General features: G+C 40.6%; 31 protein-coding genes. 11 read left to right on the top strand and 20 right to left on the bottom strand.

Annotated features, from left to right (window positions below; genetic code table 11):
* Window positions 1-16: 16 nt before the first annotated feature.
* Together AWN68_RS09130 and AWN68_RS09125 are read right to left on the bottom strand one after the other, a co-directional pair.
* Entirely contained in the window at window positions 17-481 is a 465-nt protein-coding gene (locus tag AWN68_RS09130) for a nuclear transport factor 2 family protein (RefSeq protein ID WP_068414360.1), read from the bottom strand.
* Window positions 482-569: 88 nt separating this feature from the next.
* Window positions 570-2957 carry an ABC transporter permease gene (locus AWN68_RS09125; RefSeq protein WP_172796053.1) on the bottom strand — a complete coding sequence of 796 codons (2388 nt, stop codon included), beginning with the start codon at window positions 2955-2957 and terminating at the stop codon, window positions 570-572.
* Between the two features lie 168 nt (window positions 2958-3125).
* On the opposite strand from AWN68_RS09125, the gene gcvT reads away from it, so the two are divergent.
* Together gcvT and AWN68_RS09115 are read left to right on the top strand one after the other, a co-directional pair.
* Entirely contained in the window at window positions 3126-4220 is a 1095-nt protein-coding gene (gcvT, locus tag AWN68_RS09120; RefSeq protein ID WP_172796052.1) for a glycine cleavage system aminomethyltransferase GcvT, read from the top strand.
* A 25-nt stretch (window positions 4221-4245) separates the two neighbouring features.
* Window positions 4246-4944, top strand: coding sequence for a 2-phosphosulfolactate phosphatase (locus tag AWN68_RS09115; protein ID WP_068414355.1), 699 nt, complete (start codon window positions 4246-4248; stop codon window positions 4942-4944).
* Window positions 4945-4951: 7 nt separating this feature from the next.
* On the opposite strand, the gene AWN68_RS09110 is transcribed toward AWN68_RS09115, so the two are convergent.
* From AWN68_RS09110 to dtd, 3 genes are all read right to left on the bottom strand, one after another.
* The gene (locus AWN68_RS09110; RefSeq protein WP_068414352.1) at window positions 4952-5752 is read right to left on the bottom strand and encodes an aspartyl/asparaginyl beta-hydroxylase domain-containing protein; all 801 of its coding nucleotides are present in this window, start codon (window positions 5750-5752) and stop codon (window positions 4952-4954) included.
* A gap of 112 nt (window positions 5753-5864) precedes the next feature.
* A complete protein-coding gene (locus tag AWN68_RS09105) occupies window positions 5865-6206 on the bottom strand; it encodes a nucleotide pyrophosphohydrolase (protein WP_068414351.1) in 342 nt (113 codons plus the stop codon).
* Window positions 6206-6658: a D-aminoacyl-tRNA deacylase gene (gene dtd / locus AWN68_RS09100; RefSeq protein ID WP_068414349.1), complete on the bottom strand. Its 453-nt coding sequence runs from the start codon at window positions 6656-6658 to the stop codon at window positions 6206-6208. Before dtd ends, AWN68_RS09105 begins: the two co-directional genes overlap by 1 nt.
* Window positions 6659-6719: 61 nt before the next feature.
* Here dtd and AWN68_RS09095 point away from each other — a divergent pair, with 61 nt between their 5' ends.
* Window positions 6720-7901 (top strand): hypothetical protein, encoded by a 1182-nt coding sequence (locus tag AWN68_RS09095; RefSeq protein ID WP_068414347.1) that lies wholly within the window; start codon window positions 6720-6722, stop codon window positions 7899-7901.
* Between the two features lie 81 nt (window positions 7902-7982).
* Here the strand turns inward: AWN68_RS09095 and AWN68_RS09090 are convergent, their stop codons facing one another.
* The 6 genes from AWN68_RS09090 to AWN68_RS09065 form a co-directional block, all read right to left on the bottom strand.
* Window positions 7983-8441: a hypothetical protein gene (locus AWN68_RS09090; protein ID WP_068414341.1), complete on the bottom strand. Its 459-nt coding sequence runs from the start codon at window positions 8439-8441 to the stop codon at window positions 7983-7985.
* Window positions 8441-9091 carry an oxidoreductase gene (locus AWN68_RS09085; protein ID WP_068414338.1) on the bottom strand — a complete coding sequence of 217 codons (651 nt, stop codon included), beginning with the start codon at window positions 9089-9091 and terminating at the stop codon, window positions 8441-8443. The genes AWN68_RS09090 and AWN68_RS09085 overlap by 1 nt, the downstream gene beginning before the upstream one ends.
* Window positions 9049-9687 carry a thioredoxin family protein gene (locus AWN68_RS09080; RefSeq protein WP_068414336.1) on the bottom strand — a complete coding sequence of 213 codons (639 nt, stop codon included), beginning with the start codon at window positions 9685-9687 and terminating at the stop codon, window positions 9049-9051. Before AWN68_RS09080 ends, AWN68_RS09085 begins: the two co-directional genes overlap by 43 nt.
* Window positions 9688-9725: 38 nt before the next feature.
* Complete coding sequence (locus tag AWN68_RS09075) at window positions 9726-10148, bottom strand: YkvA family protein (RefSeq protein ID WP_068414333.1); 423 nt, start codon at window positions 10146-10148, stop codon at window positions 9726-9728.
* Between the two features lie 6 nt (window positions 10149-10154).
* Window positions 10155-10676 (bottom strand): DUF7935 family protein, encoded by a 522-nt coding sequence (locus AWN68_RS09070; RefSeq protein WP_068415196.1) that lies wholly within the window; start codon window positions 10674-10676, stop codon window positions 10155-10157.
* 128 nt (window positions 10677-10804) lie between these two features.
* On the bottom strand, window positions 10805-11842 hold the full coding sequence (locus tag AWN68_RS09065; RefSeq protein ID WP_245657991.1) for a glycosyltransferase family 2 protein: 1038 nt from the start codon (window positions 11840-11842) through the stop codon (window positions 10805-10807).
* Between the two features lie 212 nt (window positions 11843-12054).
* On the opposite strand from AWN68_RS09065, the gene AWN68_RS09060 reads away from it, so the two are divergent.
* From AWN68_RS09060 to AWN68_RS09045, 4 genes are all read left to right on the top strand, one after another.
* On the top strand, window positions 12055-12360 hold the full coding sequence (locus AWN68_RS09060) for a HesB/IscA family protein (RefSeq protein ID WP_157716168.1): 306 nt from the start codon (window positions 12055-12057) through the stop codon (window positions 12358-12360).
* A gap of 166 nt (window positions 12361-12526) precedes the next feature.
* Window positions 12527-13408: an ATP-grasp domain-containing protein gene (locus AWN68_RS09055; protein ID WP_068415190.1), complete on the top strand. Its 882-nt coding sequence runs from the start codon at window positions 12527-12529 to the stop codon at window positions 13406-13408.
* A 101-nt stretch (window positions 13409-13509) separates the two neighbouring features.
* Window positions 13510-14088, top strand: a complete 579-nt coding sequence (locus AWN68_RS09050; protein ID WP_084362813.1) for a peptidylprolyl isomerase — start codon at window positions 13510-13512, stop codon at window positions 14086-14088.
* Between the two features lie 84 nt (window positions 14089-14172).
* On the top strand, window positions 14173-14610 hold the full coding sequence (locus tag AWN68_RS09045) for a hypothetical protein (protein WP_157716147.1): 438 nt from the start codon (window positions 14173-14175) through the stop codon (window positions 14608-14610).
* Between the two features lie 97 nt (window positions 14611-14707).
* Here AWN68_RS09045 and AWN68_RS09040 read toward each other — a convergent pair whose 3' ends face one another.
* The 3 genes from AWN68_RS09040 to AWN68_RS09030 form a co-directional block, all read right to left on the bottom strand.
* Entirely contained in the window at window positions 14708-15625 is a 918-nt protein-coding gene (locus tag AWN68_RS09040) for a proline iminopeptidase-family hydrolase (RefSeq protein WP_068414324.1), read from the bottom strand.
* Between the two features lie 116 nt (window positions 15626-15741).
* Complete coding sequence (locus AWN68_RS09035) at window positions 15742-16095, bottom strand: translation initiation factor (RefSeq protein ID WP_068414322.1); 354 nt, start codon at window positions 16093-16095, stop codon at window positions 15742-15744.
* Window positions 16096-16167: 72 nt separating this feature from the next.
* Complete coding sequence (locus tag AWN68_RS09030) at window positions 16168-17016, bottom strand: universal stress protein (RefSeq protein WP_068414318.1); 849 nt, start codon at window positions 17014-17016, stop codon at window positions 16168-16170.
* Between the two features lie 277 nt (window positions 17017-17293).
* On the opposite strand from AWN68_RS09030, the gene AWN68_RS09025 reads away from it, so the two are divergent.
* A complete protein-coding gene (locus tag AWN68_RS09025; protein ID WP_068414315.1) occupies window positions 17294-18517 on the top strand; it encodes an NAD(P)-dependent malic enzyme in 1224 nt (407 codons plus the stop codon).
* A 141-nt stretch (window positions 18518-18658) separates the two neighbouring features.
* Window positions 18659-18940 carry a DUF427 domain-containing protein gene (locus AWN68_RS09020; RefSeq protein ID WP_068414312.1) on the top strand — a complete coding sequence of 94 codons (282 nt, stop codon included), beginning with the start codon at window positions 18659-18661 and terminating at the stop codon, window positions 18938-18940.
* A 90-nt stretch (window positions 18941-19030) separates the two neighbouring features.
* Here the strand turns inward: AWN68_RS09020 and AWN68_RS09015 are convergent, their stop codons facing one another.
* The 3 genes from AWN68_RS09015 to AWN68_RS09005 all read right to left on the bottom strand — a co-directional run bounded on the left by AWN68_RS09015 (window position 19031) and on the right by AWN68_RS09005 (window position 20847).
* Window positions 19031-19399: a hypothetical protein gene (locus tag AWN68_RS09015; protein WP_068414309.1), complete on the bottom strand. Its 369-nt coding sequence runs from the start codon at window positions 19397-19399 to the stop codon at window positions 19031-19033.
* Window positions 19383-19973 (bottom strand): RNA polymerase sigma factor, encoded by a 591-nt coding sequence (locus tag AWN68_RS09010; protein WP_068414306.1) that lies wholly within the window; start codon window positions 19971-19973, stop codon window positions 19383-19385. Before AWN68_RS09010 ends, AWN68_RS09015 begins: the two co-directional genes overlap by 17 nt.
* 103 nt (window positions 19974-20076) lie before the next feature.
* Window positions 20077-20847: a LytR/AlgR family response regulator transcription factor gene (locus tag AWN68_RS09005; RefSeq protein ID WP_068414305.1), complete on the bottom strand. Its 771-nt coding sequence runs from the start codon at window positions 20845-20847 to the stop codon at window positions 20077-20079.
* 159 nt (window positions 20848-21006) lie between these two features.
* Between AWN68_RS09005 and AWN68_RS09000 the strand changes: the two genes are divergently transcribed.
* Window positions 21007-21384 (top strand): MotA/TolQ/ExbB proton channel family protein, encoded by a 378-nt coding sequence (locus AWN68_RS09000; RefSeq protein WP_068414303.1) that lies wholly within the window; start codon window positions 21007-21009, stop codon window positions 21382-21384.
* 122 nt (window positions 21385-21506) lie between these two features.
* The gene (locus AWN68_RS08995) at window positions 21507-22661 is read left to right on the top strand and encodes a 6-bladed beta-propeller (protein WP_068414302.1); all 1155 of its coding nucleotides are present in this window, start codon (window positions 21507-21509) and stop codon (window positions 22659-22661) included.
* A gap of 93 nt (window positions 22662-22754) precedes the next feature.
* Here AWN68_RS08995 and AWN68_RS08990 read toward each other — a convergent pair whose 3' ends face one another.
* From AWN68_RS08990 to AWN68_RS08980, 3 genes are read right to left on the bottom strand one after another with little or no spacing between them, the layout of a single operon-like run.
* Window positions 22755-23510 carry a succinate dehydrogenase/fumarate reductase iron-sulfur subunit gene (locus tag AWN68_RS08990; RefSeq protein ID WP_221405717.1) on the bottom strand — a complete coding sequence of 252 codons (756 nt, stop codon included), beginning with the start codon at window positions 23508-23510 and terminating at the stop codon, window positions 22755-22757.
* Between the two features lie 42 nt (window positions 23511-23552).
* On the bottom strand, window positions 23553-25562 hold the full coding sequence (locus AWN68_RS08985) for a fumarate reductase/succinate dehydrogenase flavoprotein subunit (protein WP_068414298.1): 2010 nt from the start codon (window positions 25560-25562) through the stop codon (window positions 23553-23555).
* A 13-nt stretch (window positions 25563-25575) separates the two neighbouring features.
* Window positions 25576-26250: a succinate dehydrogenase cytochrome b subunit gene (locus AWN68_RS08980; RefSeq protein WP_068414294.1), complete on the bottom strand. Its 675-nt coding sequence runs from the start codon at window positions 26248-26250 to the stop codon at window positions 25576-25578.
* Window positions 26251-26412: the final 162 nt, after the last annotated feature.

Raw genomic sequence — 26412 nt, 5'->3', positions numbered from 1 at the left:
GGGTTATATGCGCTTTCTAATGTTGGTTATACACCTTGGCAACAATACGCCAACCACTATCAAACTTCAATAAGCTGAGGTAATCTGTATACACCTGCTTACCTTGGTTAAAAAGCTCTATTTTCACTTGAGCAGCCCCACCGGTGACATCCACAGAAGCAAACTTATGATCCCATTTGTTCTTTGGATCCTTGGCATCATAGCCATTGGCTTTTCTTTTAGCAACACCATCCGCCCAAACAGCAATGGGATATTTGCTTATGCTTTCACCTTTGGCTGAATAGATAGCAAAGTCTTCGTGAAAGCCCTTTTTCATGGCTTCCGCATTCAATTCATTGAATGCTCCATGCACATACGATTTGAGTACTAAATCTTTGATTGCCTCTTCTTCAGCCCTGTCCTTTGCTTCATGTGTAATAAAAGCAAAAGATGATAAACTCAAGAGACAAATAATAACCAGTAAGTAATGACCTTTTTTCATAGTTGTAATTTGCGTTAGTGATTACCTAACTATAACTGATTTTATAGTTTTAGGTTACACTATTTTCTCTAACACAAATTATTTGCTGCTATTCGTACCTTAATGACTCCACTGGATTTCTTTTTGCCGCATTGATCACTCTGCTAGATACTGAAAGTAATGAGATGATTAGAATAGAGGCTATTGGAATAAAGAATGACCAGAAATTCATTTTAATGTAATAGGTGTAGATCATCGGCATCAACATTTGTTCAGTAACAGCATACCCTGCTCCAGCACCAATTATCGCCCCAATAAATACTATAATCAGGAAAGGTTTATTGATGATAGTGGTAATACGTGCTACTGAGGCCCCCAATACTTTTCTAATGCCCATTTCCTTAGTCCGACTTTGAATATTAATAGACACCAGCGTAAATAAGCCCACGGCCGATAGAATTACGGCAATGACAGAAAGGAATAGAAAAATTTTCACAATATTTCCATTGATTTCTCGCGCTTCGCCCAATACGTTTTCTTCCTGCAAAAAACCTTCGTAAGGGCGATCAGTAATGATTTCACTCCATTTTTCGCCAATGAATGCATTTACAGCGCTCACGTTTTTAGGATTTGACCTTACGATCAGGTTAGTCACTTCTGTATCTTTTCTGTACCTGATCATCGCAGGCTCTATACTACCCCAAACTCCGTTGAGATAGAAATCCTTGATCAGCCCCACCACGGTATAGCGTATGGTATCGTATAGCACTATTTGTTGCCCTACCGTATTTTCTGGTGCCCAGCCGAAAGAAGAGCCCATTTTCTCATTGACTAAAATTGAGTTTTGACGGTCTGTCTCTTGGTTCTCCAAATTAAAACTTCGCCCTTGTAATACTTTTATACCTGTGGTTTCTATATAGTTTGTTCCAAAATCTAAGATTCCAACCTCCAGTTCAGTATCTCCATTTTTCACCGGCCTTTCACCATAGCCCCAGCCAATGTGGTTATTCATGGCTCCAATATTTTCGATCATTGGATTGGATGCAATGGCATTTTTAAGTTGCTGCGCTTCGGTATTACTGGCAGTGGCTACCACTATTAAATTGCTCTTATCATAACCTTGATCCAGACCTTCTTGGTACCGTGCATTCTGAACAAAAGCGACTCCTGACACCAAGGCCATTACCGAAATCAAGAATTGAAATGAAAGTAGCACTTTGGCCAAAACGGAAGAGCTCCCCACTTTCAAAGTACCTCTAAGAATAGAAACAGGCTTGTAACCACTCACGAATAACGCAGGATAACCACCAGCCATAAAGGCTGTAATGAGCAACACTAAAACTAAGAACAGAATTAGTCCTGGGTTCTGAGACAAAGCCAGCTCAAGGGTAATTCCAGGCCATAAATCACTATATATGGGCACGAGCCAAGTGGCTACAGTCAAACCAACAATCAAAGCCAGAAAACAGAGAATAAGGTTTTCGCCCAAAAATTGAAATACCAACTGACCTCTGCTACCCCCTACTGTTTTTCGGATTCCGATTTCCTTAAGCCGCTTATTCGACATGGCGATGGCTGTATTGGTGAAATTAAAACAGGCCAAAAGCAAAATCAGAATAGCCATAACGTTAGGCGCAACAATAGCAGCAGGGTTCATGGCTTGCCATAATCCCCCACCGTTCAAATCTCTTTGGTTTTCCGGTGCTTCGGCCATTGTTTGAATCCAAAAATCAGAGATCATAAAATCTGGCCGCTTTTCATTCTGAACCGCAACGTATTTATTAATGGCGTTAGGGATAGAATTTGCCACTGCGGGATCTTCAGACTGGATAAAAATGGCATCTAAAAAAACACCCCAATCCGTTCTATCTATCTGAAACATGGTATAGATATTTTCGAAATTCATCAGCATTTGAAACTGCATCAGCGTATTCTCTGGAATAGATTCGAAAACACCGCCCACAGTATATAGCCAATTAGCACCGTTATTATTGATGAACTCGACAGTCTCACCTACGGGGTTCACATCTCCAAAAAGGGCAATGGCGGTAGGTTCAGAGAGCATGACCTTACTGCGGTCCTTTAAACTTTCCTTATTACCCCACTTGAGAGGATAAGTAAAAACATCTAGGTAATTATCATCTGCGAATGAAATACCCCTGTTGAAAACTTGGTCACCTCTTTTTACGGTAATTCCTCTGCCTTCAAATCGAGTAACGGCTTTGAGGCCAGAAATCTCACTTTTAATGACTTCTCCCGCCATCATGGGCACAAAGTTATAGGGCACCTGATTTCCTTGAATCTGCCGCTTCATGCTGACTTGATAAATCTCATCCTTATTTAGGTGATTATCATCGAATGTTTTAGCAAAATCATAATTAAGGTACGCGACAATGCAGCAGCCCAATGCTAAACCCAGCCCTAAAATATTAACGAAGACAAATAGCTTGCTTTTGAGTAAGCTGCGAAGGGTTACTTTGAAAAAATTCTTGAACATGACCTTGAGTTTTGTTTTGAGTGACTTGAAGATGCGCAAACCAGAACAAAGGTTGCTTCCAATCATATCATCAACTTACCATCGAAGGATGAAACCCACGATACCTTCTATTATTGGCGTTGTTTTTATCTTCTAATTGTTACTTTTGCCAACAAATTAAATCGCCTTATGGAAATGGAATTGAAGAAAGTCGCCCTTAACAATCTCCACGAAAAGCTTGGAGCTAAAATGGTACCCTTTGCAGGTTATAACATGCCTGTTCGTTATTCATCTGATTTAGAGGAACACAACACTGTGAGAAATGGCGTTGGCGTTTTTGACGTTTCTCATATGGGTGAATTTGTTTTAGAAGGCCCTGAAGCCCTTGACCTTATTCAGCGCGTAACGAGTAACGATGCCTCTAAGCTAGTAGATGGCCAAGCGCAGTACTCTTACTTGCCAAATGAAGATGGTGGTGTGGTTGACGATCTTTTGGTCTACAAGTTCAAGGACGAGAAGTATATGCTGGTCGTAAATGCTTCCAATATTGAAAAAGATTGGAACTGGATCAGCAAGTACAATACGAAAGGCGCGATTATGAAGAACGTGTCGGACAGTCATTCACTTTTTGCTGTTCAAGGCCCTAAAGCCATTGAAGCACTTCAATCACTTACTTCGGTAAATCTATCTGATATTAAATTTTACAACTTCGTAGTTGGGCCTCTTGCGGGCGTAGAGTACGTAATCATTTCAGCTACCGGTTATACTGGCGCTGGAGGATTTGAAATCTATGTGAGTAACGACCACGCAGAGCAAGTTTGGAATGCCATTTTCGAAGCAGGCGCTGCTTATGACATTAAGCCAATTGGCTTAGGCGCTAGAGATACTTTGCGTTTAGAAATGGGTTATTGCCTTTACGGAAACGACATTACAGACGAAACTTCTCCATTAGAAGCGGGATTGGGTTGGGTAACTAAATTCACCAAAGAGTTTACCAATTCTAAAAACCTTCAAGCGCAAAAAGAAGCAGGCATTACACGTAAACTGGTTGCTTTCAAAATGATCGACAAGGGTATTCCAAGAAGCCACTATGCACTTGAAGACGCCAACGAAAATAACATAGGAGAAGTAACTTCTGGCACTATGTCACCTTCTTTAGGTTACGGAGTTGGATTGGGCTATGTAACACTCGAAAACTCAAAAGTAGGAACTGAAATCTTTGTAGCGATAAGAAATAGAAAGCTTAAGGCCGAAGTGATTAAACTTCCCTTTTATAAAGCTTAATTGTAGCTCCATTTAGCCCCCGTACATGAAATTAGACGTTTGTTATACCCCTGACCTTATCCATCAATTTGAGGTTGAAAATAAAACCGTAGTAGTCATTGATATCCTCAGGGCTACTTCGTGTATGGTGGCCGGATTGGGTTCGGGTATACAATCAATCACCCCTGTCGCCACCATTGAAGAATGTGAGGCACTGGGCAAACAAGGCTATATCATGGCGGGTGAACGCGGTGGAGAGAAAGTAGAGCAATTCCATATTGGCAACTCTCCATTCGACTACATGAAACCTGAATTGAAAGGTAAAAAAGTAGCCACCACCACTACCAATGGCACACATGCTATTGAGCTTTCAAAAAACGCGAAAGAAGTAGTAATTGGGTCTTTCCTAAACCTCAATGCTTTGGTTAGTCACATGATGAAATCAGAAAATGATGTACTGCTTTTCTGCGCAGGTTGGAAAGGAAGGTACAATTTGGAGGATACGCTGTTTGCCGGAGCGGTTTGTAATGCATTAAAGCAAAATGCTGAACTCGAAAGCGATTCAGCATTATGTGCTTTTTTCTTATATCAGTCGATGGCTACCGATCTTGCTTATTACATCAACAGAAGTAATCACGCGGCAAGGCTCTCTAAATTCAATGTAAAAGAAGACATTGAGTATTGCGCAAGACTGAACGAGTTCAATGTTGTTCCGAAGTTAATCGGTTCAGAACTCACTGTGTAAGCACTGACTAGGCCTGTTTGGCCAAAGGCTTATCAATTTCTTCAGGGTCTAGGTCCACTTGAACTTCTGCGTTCTTGAGTACATTTTTAAGCCTGTTGCTTCTTTCTCTCAAGCCATATACCCAACGGTTGATGGGTTGGAAAATCTTCGGCAGGTCGTTACGGAAAACATCGCAAAACAATACCACTCTGGTTTCATTGGTTTTGTTCCAAACTGCGTGTTGGAAGGTATCATCGAAGAGCACATCCTCCCCTTCTTTCCAGTCGTAGCGCTGCCCGCCATCAATGATGTAGCATTCCCCTTCTTTAGGAATAACCAGCCCCAAATGATAGCGCCATACGCCTTTATAAAAGCCGTTGTGTGGCGGAATGTGTTTTCTTGGGCCAATGATAGAAAACATAGCAGTAGTAATGCTTGGGATTTGCTTTAATAACGCAGCTGTTTTGGGAGCTTTCTCGCAATTCGCTGCCTGCCAGTTATCATAGGCTTTAAACATAAAAACCCTCCACGCTGCCTTGTCTTTGTCGGAAACAAACCGCTGAATTTTATCTACTTCATGAAACTTAGGGATGTTATTTTCATTCTTCAACACTTCCATAAGTTCCTCCTGAATCACTTTCCAGTTGTCTTTTAAAATTTGGTGATCGGGAAAGAATTCATCCAGATCAACAATGGGTGGGTTTTTTTTAAAAACACGTAACACCAATGAAAATGTAACAGCGATAAGGCTGGGCTCTACAAAATAGAGAATCACATTTAAAAAAATAAAGGCCAATATAACTATGCCCAAAATCTGTAAAACGATCATGACTTAGTAGTGATTTTAATTAAAAAAGTAGTTAAAGCTCAACCAGTCTACACTGGCATCTTACAAAAAGTTCAACCCTATTTCTCCTTCAATTGTTCAACCTTAGCATTTATCAATTTAATTTCTCATTGTTTTTATGTCTGTCTTTATCTCTTTCTGTCTTCTTAGCCATTTTCAAATCCCAAGCGGCCTGTAAATCAGTTCCTGTTTGATTGGCCAAACAGACCAACACAAACATTACATCGGCCAATTCTTCGCCCAAGTCTTTATTCTTATCTGACTCTTTTTCAGACTGTTCCCCGTACCTACGTGCAATAATGCGAGCAACCTCCCCTACCTCTTCGGTCAACTGTGCCATATTGGTGAGCTCATTGAAATAGCGAACACCAAACTCCTTGATCCAATTGTCAACTTCTTTTTGAAGGGCAGTAATTCCTTTCGATTGCTCAGTCATTATTTTTTGTCTTTAGTATCAATTATTATGGTTACCGGGCCATCGTTTACCAAGGCCACTTTCATATCTGCACCAAACTCACCAGCGCCAATGGGTTTTCCTAAATCCATTGCCAATTGCTCCTTAAACGCTTCGTATAGAGGAATGGCTACATCCGGTTTAGCCGCTTTAAGGTAAGATGGTCGATTGCCCTTTTTAGTGCTGGCGTGCAGCGTAAACTGACTAATCACCAAAGCTTCTCCATCTACATCAATCAAGCTTTTATTCATTACGCCCTCTTCATCTTCGAAAATGCGCATATTCACTATTTTACGGCTGAGCCATTCAATATCTTCATGATTATCGGCTTCTTCTATGCCAATTAAAATCATTAAACCTCTTCCAATAGCAGCCTTCACTTGGCCGTCTATGGTTACCGATGATTCGGAAACATGTTGTATAACTGCGATCATATCAATGCAAAAAACCCCATTAATAAAATAGGATTCAAGTAATTTAGTTAAATTTCAAATTATGCGAATTAGGTTATTTTGGCTGGCCATTTTTTTAAGCATTACTGTGGCTGCCTTCCTTTTCTATAAAAACACACAAGCGCCCATCACTTATGGTTTAGCGCCTGCTTTTGACGGAAACGACTACACGCATATTTACCACTATTTTGTGGGTTTAGAAGAAAATTATCAAGTTCCTTTTCCTTTTAACGGACGAATTTTAGTGCCTTGGCTGGCCGCCCAAATTGACTCTGGGGATATGATTCAGGATTTCCAATGGGTGAACTTATTTTTTACGCTGGCTTCCATAATCGCGCTATTTGCACTTTGGCGCCAAATGGGTTTTGAGCTAAAATGGTTTATCGCTGGCTTTTTCTGGCTGCTCTTCCATTGGACGGGTATCATCCGCCTGAATGCCTTCGATCCGGTTACCGTTGATCTTCCGCTCTACCTTTTTCAGGCCTTGCTATTACTCATTATTCTGAAAAGAAAATTCGTGTGGTTACTGATTCTGGCTCCTTTTGCAACGGCTCAAAAAGAATCGTTCCTGGCCTTAGTTGTTATACTCACGGCTTATGGCATTTGGCACAACAGAAAAACAGAAGAAGGCTATTATCCGATTCCAATATTAATTTCGGCTGTTGCGCTTTCCTTGATCGCCAAGTTCTCCATTGCTCACTATTTCCCTCCCATTGAAGAAGGAAAGGGAGCCATCATCACCTTGCTTTACCATGCCAAAGAAACCATTCTCCACCCTTTTGAGATTGTGCGCTGGTTGGTGGCCATGTTCGTGGCTTTTGGCCCTGCTTTGTTTTTGGCTGGAAGGAAATATGCGTTGACCAATCGTTATGACAACAAGCGAAATGTGCTTCTGATCTTTACACTTACCTATTTAGCTTTCGGGATTTTAGCGGGTGGCGATATGACGCGCATTATCTATCTCGGTTTTCCTTTCATTACCACTTGGATCATGTATGAGCTTCGCGAAATAAAAACCAAGTCATTGTTGATTCTTGGGCTTTTATCCCTTCCGCTTATGATGCTTCACCAGCACATCCCCGACCCCGCTTTTCAAATGGAATTATGGGAAAGCTGGTACCCTGAGTTTGCCAATATCAGCATTGTGTTGATGTATTTGGTCTATGGGGGCATTGCGACATTAATTGCATATCGTTTTAATCAGACCGCTCCTACGGAGCTCTAAACATGATTATTAAAATCCTTTATTCTACAAAAGTGTCGTCCCGATGGGACTGAGATATAGTAAAATAGAAACCTCATACCACTAAATTCTCTTTCGAAGAAAGACCCTTTTCACAACAATGAATAGGTTAATCATGAGCAAAACAAAAAGAGGAATTAGAGCGTAATCCAGGTATTGAAAAATCGGATTATCTGAAACGTATGGTTCTTCTGATCCGCTCACAAAAAATTCTAATGACTTTGAAACTTGAGCAATTCGAATAATGGAAAAAGCCACCACAGCGAGTATAAAGATGGCAGATACCAACGGTTTGAATTTATGAATTACCTGATATATCGTTACTAAAATCAGACTTATGATTATGGCCATTATAAGTCCAAATGAAATTGAACTCATCACAAAATAGGTGTCATAAAGCTGAAAATCTAAAGTATCACCATAGATACCAAAAGCGGCTGCCCATAAAACCAGTGTACAGAACAAGGTCACATAGAAAGGCCAAGACTTTCCTGGCTTCAAAACGCCTAAACTACTGCTCATCACATCTTCTGCATAATCTCAGACTGGTAATAATAGCAGCCTTTATCGTGCTGCTGGGCTACTTTCATCATGGCGTCCACTACTTTATCGGCATGGATGGGGCGGTACTTTTTCCATGGGCCGACAAAAGGAATGATGCGGGTAATGAGCTGTGCAAACTTTTCTCCCGGACGGCTTTCACTGCGGTTACCACGAAGTAGGCTTGGTTTAAAAATGTAGATGGTTCGGTAAGCGAGAAAGGAGAGCTTGTCTTCCAACTCTCCTTTCACTCGATTGTAAAAATAACTTGAGTTCTTATCTGAGCCCATGGCCGACACCAAGAAATACCTTTCGGCACCAGACTTTAATGCCCTTTCTGCCAAATTGTAAGGGTAAGTGAAATCCACCTTGTAAAAAGCTTCCTTCGAACCCGCTTTCTTTATGGTCGTTCCCAAGCAGCAGAAAATATCATCTGCTTTCGGAAAGTCCCCCATACTTTCTAGCTGATCGAAATCAATGTTGAGTTCGGCATATTTCTCATGCGAAATTCCCAAGGGTTTTCTAACCAGCGCTATGACCTTAGCATACTGGTTGCTGTTCAATAAATTCTGAGTGAGTGACCGGCCAATCAGTCCGCTTGCACCGGCAACGATTGCTGTTTTTTGTTCCATAACCCTAATTTAGCCAAAAATTCATTCTGTAGAGTTATGCCTTTATCTTGAGCGTACCATAAATGTAAATACACTGCAAATTCATCCGAAGTACGCTCTTGCGTCTTCTTATTTTCTAAAAATTCGTTCTGAATTACGGTGGGTCTTGGGCCCCAATCGCCCAATATGGTTAAATCCTCAGGGTTCACCGCAATAACTTTCGGGATTGAGCGACCGCCATCGGTAAGAAATTGATCAATCACTTCTGGGTGCTCATCGCGCAAAATCACTTTCATTTCTAAAAGCGGATTCAACTGCGTCATTTTGTAGATAAATGGTAAATTTTGAGCGGCATCGCCACACCAGCCTTCAGTAATCACCAATAAAGTAAGCGGAGAAGTAATGTTGAGCAGGCGCTCTTGAGTTTCGGGACTTAGCTTTCCAATTTTCGTCCATTTTTTCATGCGCTTATCGTTCATTCGCGCATAATTAAGCATGGCCTCCGACTGATTTTCTCCAGTCGTTTTTTCTTCCATTAATAAGCCACTGAGCAAGCCTAAATATTGCTCGTAGCTGATCGCATTTTCAAGTAATTGGTTGGTAATAACAGCTTCCATAAGTCATGATTTTTGAATGACAATATGGAAACCAAAGGCTATTCAGAATCGTTCGCGTCTTCCCATTTTTTAAAGCGAGAAACGTCATCTCTAAAGCTTTTTCCCAGCCAAACCAGTACAGTAGCATCATCGATAAGTCCAGCAACTGGAATAAAATCGGGGATCGCATCGATTGGGGTAATGAAGTAAATCAAGCCACCCACAAACATAACAATGGTTTGCCATGGGGTTTCGGTATAAACACCTTTTACATAGCTTGAAATCATACGCATAATCAAGGAAAGAAATTCAACGATTTTATCTTTCAACGAATCATCACTACTACTGGCTTCCATCTTTTTCTGGGTGTCTGCCAATAGCTCCTTCAGCTTTACGCGGTCATTCACAATCTTGCCCGCTTTGGCCTTCATTTTGCCAAAAAATCGCTCTTCTCTTTCGTTTAAATCCTTCTCTTTACTCATACACGATCAAAAAACTTGTCTAATTTCATTTTTCACAAAAGAGAGCGTATCGCCCACAGGGTCACGCTCTAATTTCATCATTTTATCAAAAATTGCCTGCGATAAATCAATGGCATTGTTTTCGGCCTTCATTTCTTGGGAAGCATCCTGAACAACCGCAATGATAATGTTCACCGTATCTCGTACTCGCTTCCACGCCTCATCACTCATGTAAACCTGCTGAGAGAGGTTATGGTTTAGTTCTTCCCCAATTTCATTCAACAATAAATGCTGGAACTCGAAAGCATTGATGTCTGGGTTGCTCAAGCGAAGCAACATATTATTAGGTGAAATGCGCTCCAGTAACAAACAGGTGCGCTCGTAGGCTTGAAGTCGAATAGGCAGAAGGGTGTCCGTGGTCTTCATTTTAAGTCCAATCAGCTGAGCATCAAACTGCTTTTGCAGAAAACTTCTGACGATTAAGTATACAGCATAAAGCACTAAACCTGCTGGGACTAAAATTTGAATTAAATCGGTGAGGTATTCCATATTCATTTTTAAAGCGACATTCTGTTAGGCTGTCGGAAATTGTGAGTGAAAATAATGAGATTATTATCCAAAGCCATTGATCTAACTAGATTTTCATTTTTTCATTGCCCGAAACAACGGTCATCCTGTCAAAGGAAAAACCAAAAGTCGGTCACTGGCTGTTTTTCATAGTCCGCTAATCGCTTTCTGATCTGAGCTTTACCATTCGGTGAGGCTACAACCACCATGATCTGAGGGTTCTCTAGTTCTTGTATAAAACTTACATGCCTCATTAGCACGTCATACACTTCTAAACCAATTTTCTTCTGATTGTTACACACCCAATAAAATGGCTGATTCCTTTCCTGAAGAAGCTTCGCCATTTGTTTTCCATTAGTACCCGCACCCCAAAGCACCAAAGGCCTAGATTCGTCACGGTCGAGCTCGAAAAAATAGCGCAGTTTCAAGTCGAAGTAGCGGTTATCTTTATACACCTCCAAAGTTCTTGAAATCCGGTCTGGTCGATCTCGCCAATGATTCATCACTTTGTTTAAGCCAATTACTATTAATCCATGCTTGTAAAAGCGAAAGCACAAATCATAGTCCTCTGGGTAAACCTCTGGATTGAAAGCCCCGACAGCATCAAAATCGTCCTTGTGGATTAACCAACACTGAGAAGGGATAGAGCACTCCTTATAAATCTCCTGATAATGATTGTCATCTGTCGCAATTTCATTTAACCAGCGATCATAACGCAGAAAACCTTCGCCCACTTGGCCTTCATCCACAAAGTGAGCAGTGCCTCCAGCTACCACGGTTCCCTTTCCAAACTTCTGCCATTCCTCCACCAAAACCTGAAGTTTGTCGACAGGCATAATATCATCCGAATCCATCCGATTGATTAATTCACCTTGTGCAAAAGCATAGCCATGCTTTAAGGTGGGGATCAAGAAATTGCGTTCGCTATGATAGAGCTTGATGCGTTCATCTTTTTGAGCATAAGCCTCCAAAATTTCAGGCGTATCATCAGAAGAATGATCATTTACCGCAATCAATTCCCAGTTCGTGTATGACTGAGCAAGGATAGAATCTATGCATTCGTGTAAGTAGGGTGCAGTATCTTTGACGGCCATAATAATGGACACCAATGGCGAAGTGCCAAGGCTATTTGAGTGATTAGAATGCATGTTTATTTTCAGCGGGTTTTGTGAGTGCCGAATTCAGGAAAATTGAAATTACCGAAATAAAGGCTCAAAAGCACTAATATTGACATAATCCGAACACTAATGAACAAGAGAAAATTTAAATCAAAAAGATATTCAACAACTTAAAGGAAGGAATGGAACATTCTCAATTCTGACTAAGTTTACATTTCAAACAACGATTGATTATGTCGCAAGTGTTAGAACCCGTTAGCATTACACCCAAAGCCTTGAAAGAGGTGAAAAGCATTATGTCAACTAAGAGTATTCCTGAAGGATATGGGCTGAGGATTGGCGTTAAAGGCGGTTCTGGCTGCGGTGGCATGGGCTACTTACTGGGCTTCGACAAGCCCAAAGAGGGAGACATTACTTATCAAGTAGACGGAGTGAATGTGCACGTTGAAAAGCGACAAACCATGTACTTGCTAGGTTTAGAAGTCGATTTTTATGAAGGAGCAGATGCTCGAGGTTTTACTTTCGTTAATCCTGAAAAGGAAGAGTAATTAACCCTCCACAAAAACAGTCACCACAATCCCTTAAATCATTCGGCAATAGCTGTGCTATCAAACTCGAAAGCAAGGTTTTCTCTAGTTGCAGAGGCATATAATTTACAGTAGAAAAACCTTTGCGGTGTACTGAATGAAATTATATTTGCCCCAAATAATCACCATGGCTCAATTCGATATTGTAATCGCTACCTGCGATAAGTATGTAACTCCTGAAAACATTACCCCTTACATACAGAATGTGCTTACCGAAGATCAACTCGTGCTTTCTGCTTTCGAAAAGAAAGGGCTTAAAGCAGTGCGTAAATCATGGTCAGATCCTGATTTTGATTGGAACAGCACGGATAAGGTATTGATCAGAACTACATGGGATTACTTTGAGCGCTTCGAGGAATGGCAGCAGTGGTTAGACTTGGTTTCAGAGAAAAGCACACTGATCAACCCCGTAGACTTGGTGCGCTGGAATATGGACAAGCATTATTTGGGAGATCTGCAAAAGCGTGGCATTAACATTCCCGAAACGCACTACATTGAAAAGGGCACTGCCACTTCTTTAAAAGAACTGCATACACTAACGGGTTGGGAAGAAACCATTTTAAAACCTTGTGTATCGGGTGCATCTCGCCACACTTACAAACTCAATGCGGGCAATATTGAAGCACACGAGGCTATTTTTCAAGGATTAATTCAGAACGAAGCCTTTATGCTTCAGCCTTTTCAGAAGAATATTTTTAAAGGCGAAATATCCTTAATGGTCATGGGTGGTGAGTTTACTCATGCGGTGCTGAAAGTCGCCAAACCGGGTGATTTCCGCGTGCAGGATGATTTTGGCGGCAGTGTCCACAACTACCAGCCCACTCAAGCCGAAATGGATTTCGCTGAAAAAGCGGTGTCGGTTTGTAGCCCAAGCCCTTCATTAGCCCGTGTTGATATTATTCGCGATAACAATGATGAACTGGCCATTATCGAATTAGAAATGATTGAGCCAGAGCTTTGGTTTAGGTTGAACCCTAAGGCTGCCGAGGTTTTAGCCAATTGTATTTAGGTTTTCTTCGCCATTCAAATGGCCGAGTGAGTGCTTGGCCAAATTCTTAGGTAGGTTAATTATTAAAAAACATATCTTTCATACTATCAAACGATAGTATCATGAAAAGAACATTCCTCTTCGCATTTCTAATGCTGACTTCATTTTTCGGTCTTAAGGCCCAAGTGGTGAATATTGAAATCAAAACGGAATTGGGGTCTATTATGGCAGAGCTTTACCCCGACAAGGCGCCTATTACTGTAGCGAATTTCATTAAGTACATTGAGAACCATAAGTTTGATAGCGCCAGTTTTTACCGCACGGTAAGAATGGACAATCAACCCAATAATGATGTGAAGATTGAAGTAATCCAAGGTGGAATTTCATACAATCGTTCGGTGACTTCTTTTCCTGCCATTGCGCACGAAACCACTGAGAAAACTGGCATTCTACATACTGATGGTGTTTTATCCATGGCACGCGTTGGGCCAGGCACAGCTACTGCCGAATTTTTTGTCTGTATTGGAGACCAACCTTCACTGGATTTCGGAGGAAAGAGAAACCCTGATGGACAAGGTTTTGCCACCTTTGGCAAAGTGACAAAAGGCATGGATATCGTTAAAAAAATTCAACAAAAAGAAGACAAGAATCAATACCTAGTAGAGAAGGTCAAGATTTACTCTATTAGTGTTTTGAAGTAGCTTTCAATTAACTTACATGGTGATTACACAAGGCACTTGAATGAAGTCTTCAATAGCCCGACAATAACTGACAAACAAATAATTTTGAGCCCCATTTTCCAAGACCTTGCCTCTGTATTCTTCTGGATCATAAGAAGGCTTAAGCCCAGAACATATATCTATTGTCTCATTTCACATAACCAATTGGAGTTTCACAATAGAATGAACGCTTATTCACAAGAGTCAAGGAAGGCTGTAGCTAATTTCAGTTCAGAAAGACTCCTTATTGCCAACTCCGATATAGCAATCAACTCTGGGAAATTGCTTTTACAAGAGGTTTGTAATTCCAATATCAAGATGAGTAATATTTACTTGCTTATACATCCAATCGAAAACGGCTTCAACAACATCTCACCCGTTGAAGAAATGATTTATAATGATTTCGGTGGTTCAATAGGAGCTTCTGGAGTTATTATAGTAAAAGAAGAAAGCCAACTCACAGATAAAGAGATTGATAAAAAAATAATTTCTCTCAATAAGTAAGCCTAACCAAAACTGATTGTGTTCAAGAGACAGAACAATTTCCCCTATAAAAAAGCCAGCTTGAAATCAATCAAGCCGGCTTTCATTCTAATTAAGCTTACCTCAAAAATTCTTTTATCTCTTTATTAAAAGTTGATGGGTTTTCTATAAAAGGAAAGTGACCAGATTTTTGGATGATGGACAGTTGACCATTGGGGAAGCTTTCCGTCATTCTTTGAGCATGGAGGCTTGCGGCTGGTTCTTCACTGCCATAAAGAATAAGTGTAGGGCAATTGATTTTCTTTAAGTCTGAATAAAGATTGAAGTCCGTTAAATCTGGCCCTAGTAAGCCAAAAATTTGACTACGTTGCATATAATCTTCTGGCGCATAGAGGTTTAGTTTATTCAAGTTCATGGTGTCGTACATTTGCGGACGGAATGAGATGCGCAAGAGCTTTTCAATTGCCTTAGCCGGATTCGCGTTTTGCAATGCCCCAGACTCCATGATGGCTTGCCTATCTTCACGGTCTTTATTGGTGGCCCTTTCTGAAACACGTCCTCCTTCCAATTCCCAATCGGCCACGCTGGGTGCAATGGAGTTGGAGAGTATAAGGTAATTTAAATTTTCTGGGTACTTGATTCCGTATTTCATGGCCAGCAACCCACCCCAAGAATGGCCGAACAAATTGATTTTCTCTAGCTTCAGCGCTTGTCTGATTTGCTCTATGTCCTCCACAAATCCTGCTAAGTTCATGGTAGCAACTTGCACCTCTACGGAAGACTGACCGCAAGCCCTTTGATCGTAAAATATAAGTTGGTAGTCTTTGGCGAGTTCTTCTAAATGAGGGAGTAAATAAGAATGATCCATCACAGGACCGCCATGCACAATCACCAGTGGTTCGCCCTGCCCCATGGTTTTATAATACACCTGAGAACCGTTGATTTCTAGAAAGCCTGAGGTAGTGGGGATTTCCGTTTTACTGAGCTGACAGCCAAGCAATACAGAAGAAATAGCGAGTAAAAGTAGGGTTCTCATAAAAAAATCATTAAAACTAGATCCTTCGTTCCTCAGGATGAAAAACGGTGAGCGCAAACTTCCTGAATAATATTTAAGCTAGGAGTTCCTTGGTCAATTAACAATACAATTCTCTGCTAACCTCCTACCCTTTTGACATTGTAGCCTTCCGATTGGAGCAACTGGAGTATTTTATCTCTAAAATCACCTTGGATTAGAATCTCACCATCTTTGGCCGACCCTCCTACACCACATTTTTGCTTGAGCAGTTTGCCTAATTCTTTCAAATCCTCATCTGTTCCGACAAAGCCTTCCACAAGGGTTACTTGCTTACCTCCACGGCTTTTTTTGTCTAACATCACCTTCAACTTTTGAGCACTGATCTCTAGGGTTTCTTGGGTGGAGTCATTGTCATATTCGTATTGAAAATCATCGCTGGTAGAATATACCACACCAGAACGTCCCTTATCTCGATTACTTTTCTTGGCCATTTTCAAAAATAAGAAAGCCCGAGCAATTTCGGGCTTTATGTATTAAAATTCTGATTTTGAATCAGTTCATCTCTATTTCTTTCTAGAGAGCGTCCATACTGGAATTTGAGAATGATTCACCAAATCTTCAGCAATACTCCCGCTCAATAAATGTAGTAAGCCAGTTCGACCGTGTGTGCCAATGGCTATCATGTCCGCATTAACGTCTTCTGCATAGGCCAAAATTCCTTCTTCCTCAGAAGTCTCATTATAAATTGCGGTATGCACATTGGCCAATTGGTGGTCGTTGATATACCTCACAAATTCATCTTGCATTTGACGTTGTGTATGAAAATCATTGGTGGTGTTGATTTTAACCAAGTGTAATTTTGCCCCCGTTAAAGCTTGCAGTTTTTTAAGTTCTACAAACAACCTTGACTGCTCTTCACGCAAGCTCGTGGCCAATACTATATTTTGAATGGCATGTAGCTTCACTTCTGACTTGATGGTGATTACAGGGCATTTAGCATAGCGCACTACTTTTTCTGTATTCGACCCAATTAAAACTTCATCGATTCCGCTTGCCCCTTTGGAGCCCATCACAACCAAATCCGCCTTATGGTCAGCAATGGCCTTTGAAATACTCTGGTATGGATTACCAATCTCCACAGATCCGGCAATATCAATCCCGGAATAAGCATCATTCCCTATTAGATTGGCCATGTTTTCCTTGGTTCTCTCAAGCAGCTGTTTCAGAAAAAAATAATCCTCTGACTCATTTGCAAAGCCATCGCCCATGGTATTAAAAGTGTGGTTTTGAGGCCCTTCAATAATATTAATGGCTTGAATTTGAAGCTTGCCTTTTCTGGCCAGCTGAGCAGCGAAATTCAAAGCGTGTTTCGATTGTTCCGAAAAATCTATGGGTACTAGAATGGTTTTCATGGCTTTAGGTTTTATTTATTACTTATTCACAACTATGAATTACCGAAAATGGTTAGATAATTTTGATGATGTACGTCATGTTTTGAACTGATCTTATCTCTAAAACGCAACCTAGGTACCCAAACGCAAAACCCAAATAAGGTGCTCCCAAAATCAACAATAGTCAATATTTAATAAATTAGAAGAAGAATATTTGGCTGCTAATCGCGATGATATCCCTAACTTTGCGACCGTTTACCCAATGGGGGTAAACAAATGAAAAAGCGGAAACACGAATATGAAAGAAGTTTATAGAAAATCCATCACCCTACATAACGACCTTAAAGGTAAAATCGAAATCACAAATAAAATGGATGTAAATAGCAAGGAAGATCTTTCTTTGCTATACTCTCCAGGAGTTGCCCAACCTTGTTTAGAAATAGAGAAAAATCCAGAATTAGCTTACGACATGACCATTAAAGGCAATACCATTGCCGTGGTTACTAACGGAACAGCAGTTTTAGGCTTAGGCAATATTGGCGCATTGGCATCGCTTCCTGTAATGGAAGGAAAAGCCATGCTCTTCAAAAAATTTGCAGGAATTAATGCGTTTCCAATTTGTCTGGACTGCAATGATACTGATGAGATCATAGAGACCATTAGAAGAATAGCGCCAGTTTTTGGAGGTATTAATCTAGAAGACATTAAGGCACCTGAAAGCTTTATTATTGAAGAGAAATTACAAGATCTTGGCATTCCTGTTTTTCATGATGACCAGCATGGAACCGCCATTGTAACCCTTGCTGCCTTAATTAATGCCGCTAAAGTGGTGGGTAAAAAAGTAGAAGATATGAAGGTGGTGATTAACGGAGCTGGTGCTGCGGGAATTGCGATTGCCAAGCTTTTGCGTTGCTATAATGTAGAGTCTGAACTTTGTGTTTCGATTAAACAGCTGATTGTTGCCGATAGCCAAGGTGCTATTCACAGAAGAAGACACGAACTGAACTCAGCCAAAACTGAACTTTTGAAGTACTCCAACTTCCAAGATGTTGAAGGAGATATTCATGAAATCATTAAGGGTGCCGATGTATTTATTGGGGTAAGTAAAGGAGATGTACTTACCAAAGAAGACATTCAGAACATGGCCAAAGACCCTATCATTTTTGCCATGGCCAACCCTGAGCCTGAAATTCATCCAGAAGAAGCTTTTGAAGGTGGAGCAGCCATTGTAGGTACAGGCAGAAGTGATTATCCTAACCAGATCAATAACGTTTTGGCTTTCCCCGGTATTTTCAAGGGGGCGTTAAAAGCACGTGCAAAAACCATTAGTACCGAAATGAAGTTAGCGGCTGCCTTTGCTATTGCAAAAAGTGTTGAGCATCCTACCAAAGATCAGGTGATTCCTTCTGCGCTAGATACTTCTTTGGCTGATGTTGTCGCCAATGCGGTAGAGCAAGCGGTATATCATGAAAGAGAGTTAGAAGCAGAAATTGAGAGAGAAGAAGCCAAATTGAAAGGCTAAACCTATGTAGCGGGATTTGTGCGATTGTTCACTCCCCGACATTTGATGAATAAACTTTGAACCAGCAGCCAGTATGCTGGGTTAAATTGAGGTAAGCTTCCTAAAACTGGAATAGCTTACCTCAATTTTAATTTTAAGCCTATGAAAGCCATTTGGAACGAAGAAGTAATTGCAGAAAGTAACGACACCATTGTGATTGAAGGAAACCATTATTTCCCCCACGATTCAATCAAGAAAGAATACTTTACCCAAACGGACACACATACTACCTGCCCATGGAAAGGGGTTGCCAGTTATTACAACATTCAAGTAAATGGCAGCGAAAATCCAGATGCAGCTTGGTTCTACCCAGAAACCAAAGAAATGGCCAAAGGCATAAAGAACTACGTGGCTTTTTGGCGAGGTGTGAAAGTGGAAGAATAGACATTAATCCCATTTTGAAAAAACGATTAAATAGCAGAAACGTGTCAGGTTTTGAAAATCTGACACGTTGAGTATGACAGTAGAGAACTACTACTGCTTAGCAACTACCATCTGCTCAAGATTGGCCAATCGCTGTTGAATTTCCAGCAAACTTGTAGTTCGCATTCTTAAGAACACACCTATTGTACTAAGTATGGCTATAATGAGACATAAGCCTCCTAATACTATAGCAAATGGTACCACAGTATTGATTACAGATTGGCGTGACACTACGCCTTGACCGTACAGCCCCACCATTCTACTCAGGTCAATTAAGGTAATTGTGAGGAAAAAAAGCAGCATGACTACTGTACCAGTCCATCCTATTTTGCTTATGCGTTTTACAAAAACATCTTTCTTCTTTTCGCGGTCAATCATTTCCCAGATCGCGTCCTTTGATTGTTCATTCATCTTTGTCATAGCTTTCTATTTTTATGTTTATCAGATATTTGAGTTTCATTTTTGCATGGTGCATTCTAGACTTTATTGTTCCGATCGAACAACCAGTAATCAGTCCGATCTCTTCATAATCCATTCCCTCTAAATAACTCAGGATCAAAACCTCTCTGTGCCGTTGAGAAAGCTTTTCTAAACATGCCCTCAACCTCATTTTTAATTCTTGATCTTCACCAGCATCAAAGGGCTGCCCTTCACTCCCCACTTCTGGTGACACTTGGGTGGCCTCTTGTAATTCGCTTAGTTTTTTGTTTTGTCTGAAGTAGTCTAATGCCCTATTTCTGGCAATCTGGAACAGCCACATTCTAAAGCCTGTCGCATTGGTCAGGGAAGCAATTCTGCGGTAAACCGTCAACCACACCTCTTGATTCAAGTCCTCCGCCTCAACACTCTTCACCAAGCCCTTTAAAAAAGCAAAGGTTCTGGGTTTGTATCGGGAATATAATTGTCGGAAAGCTGTCTCATCACCAGCCTGACAACGTAAAACCCAAAACTCTTCTTGGATTTCGTTACCTCCCTGATTGTGATCTGCTTCCATTATTCTATAAATTATAAATAACTCGCAGCAAGAGACGTTTGATTTTTTGAATGGTTCATTCTTGGAAGAAGAAAAACGTGTTAAGTTCTAAAACCTGACATTTTTACTGCGACAGTATATTGTCACTCTTCATACCTTCTAAGGCCTCTTTCTTGTATTTCCTTCCAATAGGGATTTGTTGGGCTTGAACTTTAACATAATCATGACCGAAGGCTTGAACTTTATTTTTATTCACCAGAAATGAACGGTGAATTCGAATAAACCATTCTGGAAGCATTTTCTCTAAGCCACTTATCTTTTCCTTGGTAATGACCACTCCAGCATCGGTGTTGATTTTGACGTAATCCGCGAGGCTTTCCACATAGAGGATATCATCAATTGAAATTGAAACAGCTTCGCGATTTGACCTTACTGTTATGGTCTGCAAGAGGTTCTTCTGGTTTGCTTCTTCCAAGGCAGTAATCCTAGCCTCACGCTTAAGGTTTAATCGATATACCCGTATGAAAGAGAATAAAATCACAATAAAATAAATAATGACTCCTAGCTGCATTACATCGCCAGCAATTGGGCTCATCCGATTCTTATCGAAGTCAGTTAGAAAAATAAATGCCCCCATGGCAATTAGCCCAGTTAAAAAAACAGAGCCCACAACCGTGTAAAAAGTATAGAGTACAAACCAAAAGTGCTTTTTGGTTTCGAGGTACCGAGGCACAAGAAACAGGTTAAAAAAATATGAAGTGGCAATTGCTACTGGCATAAGCATGGATGTGAAGTAAAAGGAATCGAGATAATTACTCCATTTTAAACCAAACAGGAGGTTCAAGAAAAAGAACACCAATACCCAGAATATGACTTGACGAGAATACTTGATCATTATCCAAGATTAAGTAAAACCTTAACTAATTCCACTCCTTTCTTACTATTTTAACCCAAATATCGACTAACGACAGGTATACAGATGGATATGACTTACACATTGTAGAGCTTCCTTAATAGCTTTGAAAGCAAGTTTTAACCCTTAAATATTCAAATTATGCTAGAGTTATTTTTTTTAGGAAGTAAGCTGTTCATGGGCATACAAACGACCGTTGCCGTAATCATGATCGTTATGTCGATTTTTAGTGCTAAAAACGTTTTAGCAAATCAGGTGAATGAGAATTCACATCGAAAGATAAGCCTTATAAAAGAGGTTGGTTTATTTGCCCTCATTATAGGCTTACTCGCCAGCGCTCTTGATTTAACAGGTGCATTTCAGGCCATTGAGGCGGCAGGAGATATTCACCCAGCTGTATTGGCTGGAGGTTTGAAACTCACTTTCATCCCGACTATCTACGGACTGATGATTTACGCTTTGTCATTACTCATTTATCTTTCTCTAAGGGCACAGGCTAATAAAGCGTCCGCTGAATAATATATCAGACGCCTCGTTTATTGGCCCGCTCTAGGGCTTTTCAAAAACAATCAATCCGATGTGATTTTTTGTCACTCAATTTTTAGTCAATCTTATAAAGCCATAATTCTTAATGTAAATCCATGAAGTATACCATATATGTTTTCGCAATATCTGTCCTGCTCAGCTCCTGCTCAGCAGGACAAGAAAGACAATCGTCAAAAGCAACAAACATTCCTTCTGACGATTTTAAATCGATCCCCATCCACCTTGATGCAGAAGAGGTGAAATTAGCTTCGGCCATTGAAGCCGTAGAAATAATGCAGTTTGAAGAGGGAAGCGAAGGCCTTATAGATCAGGTCAATCTATTGAGTGAGTCTGCCGAACACTTCGTTATTGTAAGTAGGGGTTATTCAACAGTTTTTATTTTTGATAAACAAGGTAAGTTTATTAGGGATTTTAATCACAAGGGGAATGGACCAGAAGAATATCAGCCTATTTTAAATTTATGGCAAGAAGGAGATCATATTGTTGTTTACAGTAGTATAGATAATAGAGCCTTAAAGTATGATAGTGAAGGAAACTTTATTTCTTCTTTCAAAATGGAGTATCCCTACACTAATGTCTTCCCTCAAAAGAATGGCTATGTCGCAAACCTCAATACGGATGACCTAGATGACAGGCTCGTATTTCTGGATGAAAATTTCAAAAGGAGATCCACTGCGCTTCCGCATTTTGCGAGACAAGATTTTATGCAATTCACTTACAACACTTTCAATGAGTATAAAGGAAACGTAGATTATAGGACAGTAATGAGTGATACTATTTTTTTGGTAGAGGGAGGCCAAGTAAGGCCTCTGATTAAATTGGATTTTGGCGATAATTGGCTTTGGAAAGACCCAGCATCATTAGCTGACTTTGATAAAGCAATGGGGTTGCTTAATACCGAAGAAAAAGTATGGATGCTTTATTCTCATTTGGTGGGCGAAAGGTATTTATATCTATGGTCGAGCCTTAGTTTTAGAATCGGAGGCGATCTTAGGAGTATTGTCGACCGTGAAACTGGGGCTCAATTTGCTTTGAATATTTCTAAATCAGAAAAGGAGCTCTATACGTTCACGCCTATAAAATGGGAAGGCGACAAACTGCTTGCCTCTATGGCATCCTATGATGCTGTTGAGATCATTGAGAAGTTAGCGCCAGGGCAAGTTGAATATAGAACAGGAACAACACTTGAAGGGCTGGAGTCAAATGAAAACCCAGTTTTAATGTGGGTGAAATTTAAGGATTTCAACTAGAGCGCAATAAATACAATACAGACTCCATTAGGACACAACAAAAATCCCCAGCCTATTGCTAGACTGGGGATTAATGATTTTATAAATTATCTTTTATTGTTTGTCGGCTGTAAAGCTGGCACTCATGTACTCACGATTCATGCGGGCGATATTCTCTAGGCTAATGCCTTTAGGACATTCCACTTCGCAGGCTCCTGTGTTAGAGCAGTTACCAAAACCTTCATCATCCATTTGTTGTACCATGTTCAGTACACGCTCTTTCGCTTCTACTTTACCCTGAGGCAATAGCGCAAACTGCGATACTTTGGCAGAAACAAACAGCATGGCTGAAGAGTTTTTACAAGACGCTACACAGGCTCCGCAACCAATACAAGTAGCGGCATCAAAAGCCTTATCAGCATCTGCCTTTGGAATTGGAATCGCATTGGCATCTTGGGTGTTCCCTGAAGTGTTCACACTCACAAAACCACCAGCAGCCATAATACGATCAAAAGCACCTCTATCCACCACCAAATCCTTGATTACTGGGAATGCCTTTGCTCTCCATGGTTCGATATAAATCGTTTCTCCATTTTTGAACTCACGCATGTGCAATTGGCAAGTAGTAATTTCTCTACCTGGTCCGTGGGCTTCGCCATTGATGAACATTGAGCAGCTACCGCAAATACCCTCTCTACAATCATGATCAAAAGCAACAGGGTCGCCCCCATCGTTGATCAATTTTTCATTGAGAATATCCATCATCTCAAGGAAAGAGCTATCTGGAGAAATATCAGATACCTGATAGGTTTCCATCTGGCCTTTTGCCTTATCGTTCTTTTGTCGCCAAACTTTCAGTGTTAGATTCAATCCGTTTGCTGTTGACATATTTTCTGATTCTTAAATTCTTAATTATTTGTATGAACGGGTTTTGAGCTCGATGTTCTCGTAATTCAAAGCTTCTTGATGCAACACAGCGTCTGCTGGTTCTCCCTTAAACTCCCAAGCCGAAACATGAGTAAAGTGCTCATCATCACGCATCGCTTCACCTTCTTCCGTGCTATACTCTTCACGATAATGACCTCCACAAGATTCTTCTCTCAACAGCGCATCTCTAGCGAATAATTCACCCAGTTCAAGGAAATCGGCCACACGACCTGCTTTCTCCAGCTCAGGGTTCATACTGTCGGCACTACCTGGTACTTTCACTTCTTTCCAGAACTCCTCACGGATTTCTTTGATTTCAGCAATCGCCTCAGTTAAGCCTTTGGCATTTCTGGCCATCCCTACTTTATTCCACATCACTTTACCCAAGCGCTTATGGAAGTAGTCCACCGATTTTGTTCCTTTATTATTAATAAAGAATTCAATTTGATCGGTTACTTCTTTTTCTGCCGCTACAAATTCTGGTAAGTCCGTAGAAATCTCGCCTGTTCTAATGTCATTGGCCAAATAATCACCAATGGTGTAAGGCAATACAAAATAACCATCAGCCAAACCTTGCATCAAGGCCGAAGCTCCTAGTCGGTTAGCTCCATGATCTGAGAAGTTTGCTTCACCAATGGCGTAACAACCTTCAATCGTGGTCATTAAGTTATAATCAACCCAAACACCACCCATGGTATAGTGTACCGCTGGGTAAATTTTCATTGGTGTTTTGTATGGATCATCGGCAGTAATCTTCTCGTACATTTGGAAAAGGTTACCGTATTTCTTTTCGATCACATCAACACCAAGCTCCTTGATTTTTGCATCAGAAGCATTGTGGATATGTTGAATATTGGCTTGTTCCTGTCCGTAGCGCATAATGGCTGAAGAGAAGTCCAAGTAAACTGCTTCACCTGTTTCGTTTGTACCAACACCGTAACCAGCATCGCAACGTTCCTTCGCTGCTCTTGAAGCTACATCTCTTGGCACTAGGTTACCGAAAGAAGGGTATCTTCTTTCTAAGTAATAATCTCTATCGGCTTCAGCAATCTGAGTTGGCTTTAACTTGCCTGCTCTAATCGCTTCGGAATCTTCTTTCTTTTTCGGCACCCAAATTCTTCCATCATTTCTCAACGACTCAGACATCAAAGTCAATTTAGACTGCTGATCTCCATGCTGAGGAATACATGTTGGGTGGATTTGAGTATAACAAGGGTTAGCGAAGAATGCTCCTTTCTTGTGTACTTTCCAACCTGCAGAAACATTAGAGCCCATTGCATTGGTAGAAAGGAAGAATACGTTTCCGTAACCTCCAGAAGCAATTACCACCGCGTGAGCAGAGTGTCTTTCGATCTCACCTGTCACTAAGTTTCTTGCAATAATACCTCTGGCTTTTCCGTCTACTTTCACAATGTCCAACATCTCATGACGGTTGTACATTTTGATTTTTCCTTTACCAATTTGGCGAGACATGGCAGAGTAGCAACCCAAAAGTAGTTGCTGACCTGTTTGACCTTTGGCATAAAATGTTCTTGACACCTGAACACCACCAAAAGATCGGTTATCAAGCAACCCACCGTAATCCCTTGCAAAAGGAACCCCTTGGGCCACACATTGATCAATAATATTGGCAGAAACCTCTGCTAAACGGTAAACGTTAGCCTCTCTCGATCTGTAGTCTCCACCTTTAACGGTATCGTAAAACAATCGGTAAGTAGAGTCACCATCGCCTTGATAGTTTTTTGCTGCGTTAATACCACCCTGAGCCGCAATAGAGTGTGCTCTTCTAGGTGAATCTTGATAGCAGAATGCTTTTACATTGTAACCCAGTTCGGCCAAACTTGCAGCAGCAGAACCACCAGCAAGCCCAGTCCCCACTACAATCACATCGATAGATCGTTTGTTCGCAGGGTTTACAAGCTTAATATTATTTTTATAATTCGTCCATTTGTCTTTAATAGGACCTTTTGGAATCTTAGAATCTAATTTCGTCATGGCTACTTATGAATTAAAGAGCAGTTAGATGATGATACAGCGCAATGAAGATAAAACCCGCAGGAATTATGATAGCGTATAGCGTACCCAATTTCTTAATGGTAGGCGTGTATTTGCTATGCCTTGCTCCCACCGACTGAAATGCAGATTGGAAACCATGCATTAAATGGAGTGACAGAAATACGAAACACAAAGCGTATACTCCTACTCTCCATGGCTCATGAAATTTCTCTACCATTTCGCCAAAGTACCTTGTAGAATCTTCGGGCAACACCTCAATATATTTATGTGAAATTTCAGGAATCCAGAAATCATAGAAATGAAGTCCTATGAAACCAAGGATTACAAGGCCTGAGAAAATCATGTTTCTCGAAAACCAAGTAGAGTTTTCGCTTCCTTTATTCATCGCATACTTAATCGCACGTGCATTTCTATTTTGAATCTCCAAGACAAAGCCCATTACGAAGTGATAAATCACACCGAAAATAAGTACCGGCTGAAGACCGAACTGCACCAACACGTTGGTTCCCATGAAATGAGAAATCTCATTAAAAGTTTCTTCACTCAAAACTGAGGTGAAATTGATAATGAAGTGTTGAAGTAAGAAGACAACAAGAAAAAGGGCTGAGAGTGCCATGGCATATTTTCTACCGATGGAACTCGTAAAGGTTTGTTTTAACCAGCTCATTAATTTATTAAAGATTAAATTTGGTAGCCAAAGTTAAGTTTGCAATCGTTAGTAATCAAATGGCTCTTTTATTTGAATGCATTCTAAATTAGAAAGTCACGGATTAAACAGATTGTAAAGTTTTTTTGTTCGTAAGTATAAGTTATTCGTGATATTGCGTTA

This window comes from Roseivirga echinicomitans, from assembly GCF_001592935.1.
Classification (GTDB): Bacteria; Bacteroidota; Bacteroidia; order Cytophagales; family Cyclobacteriaceae; genus Roseivirga; species Roseivirga echinicomitans.
This window is presented reverse-complemented; position numbering and strand designations above follow the sequence as displayed.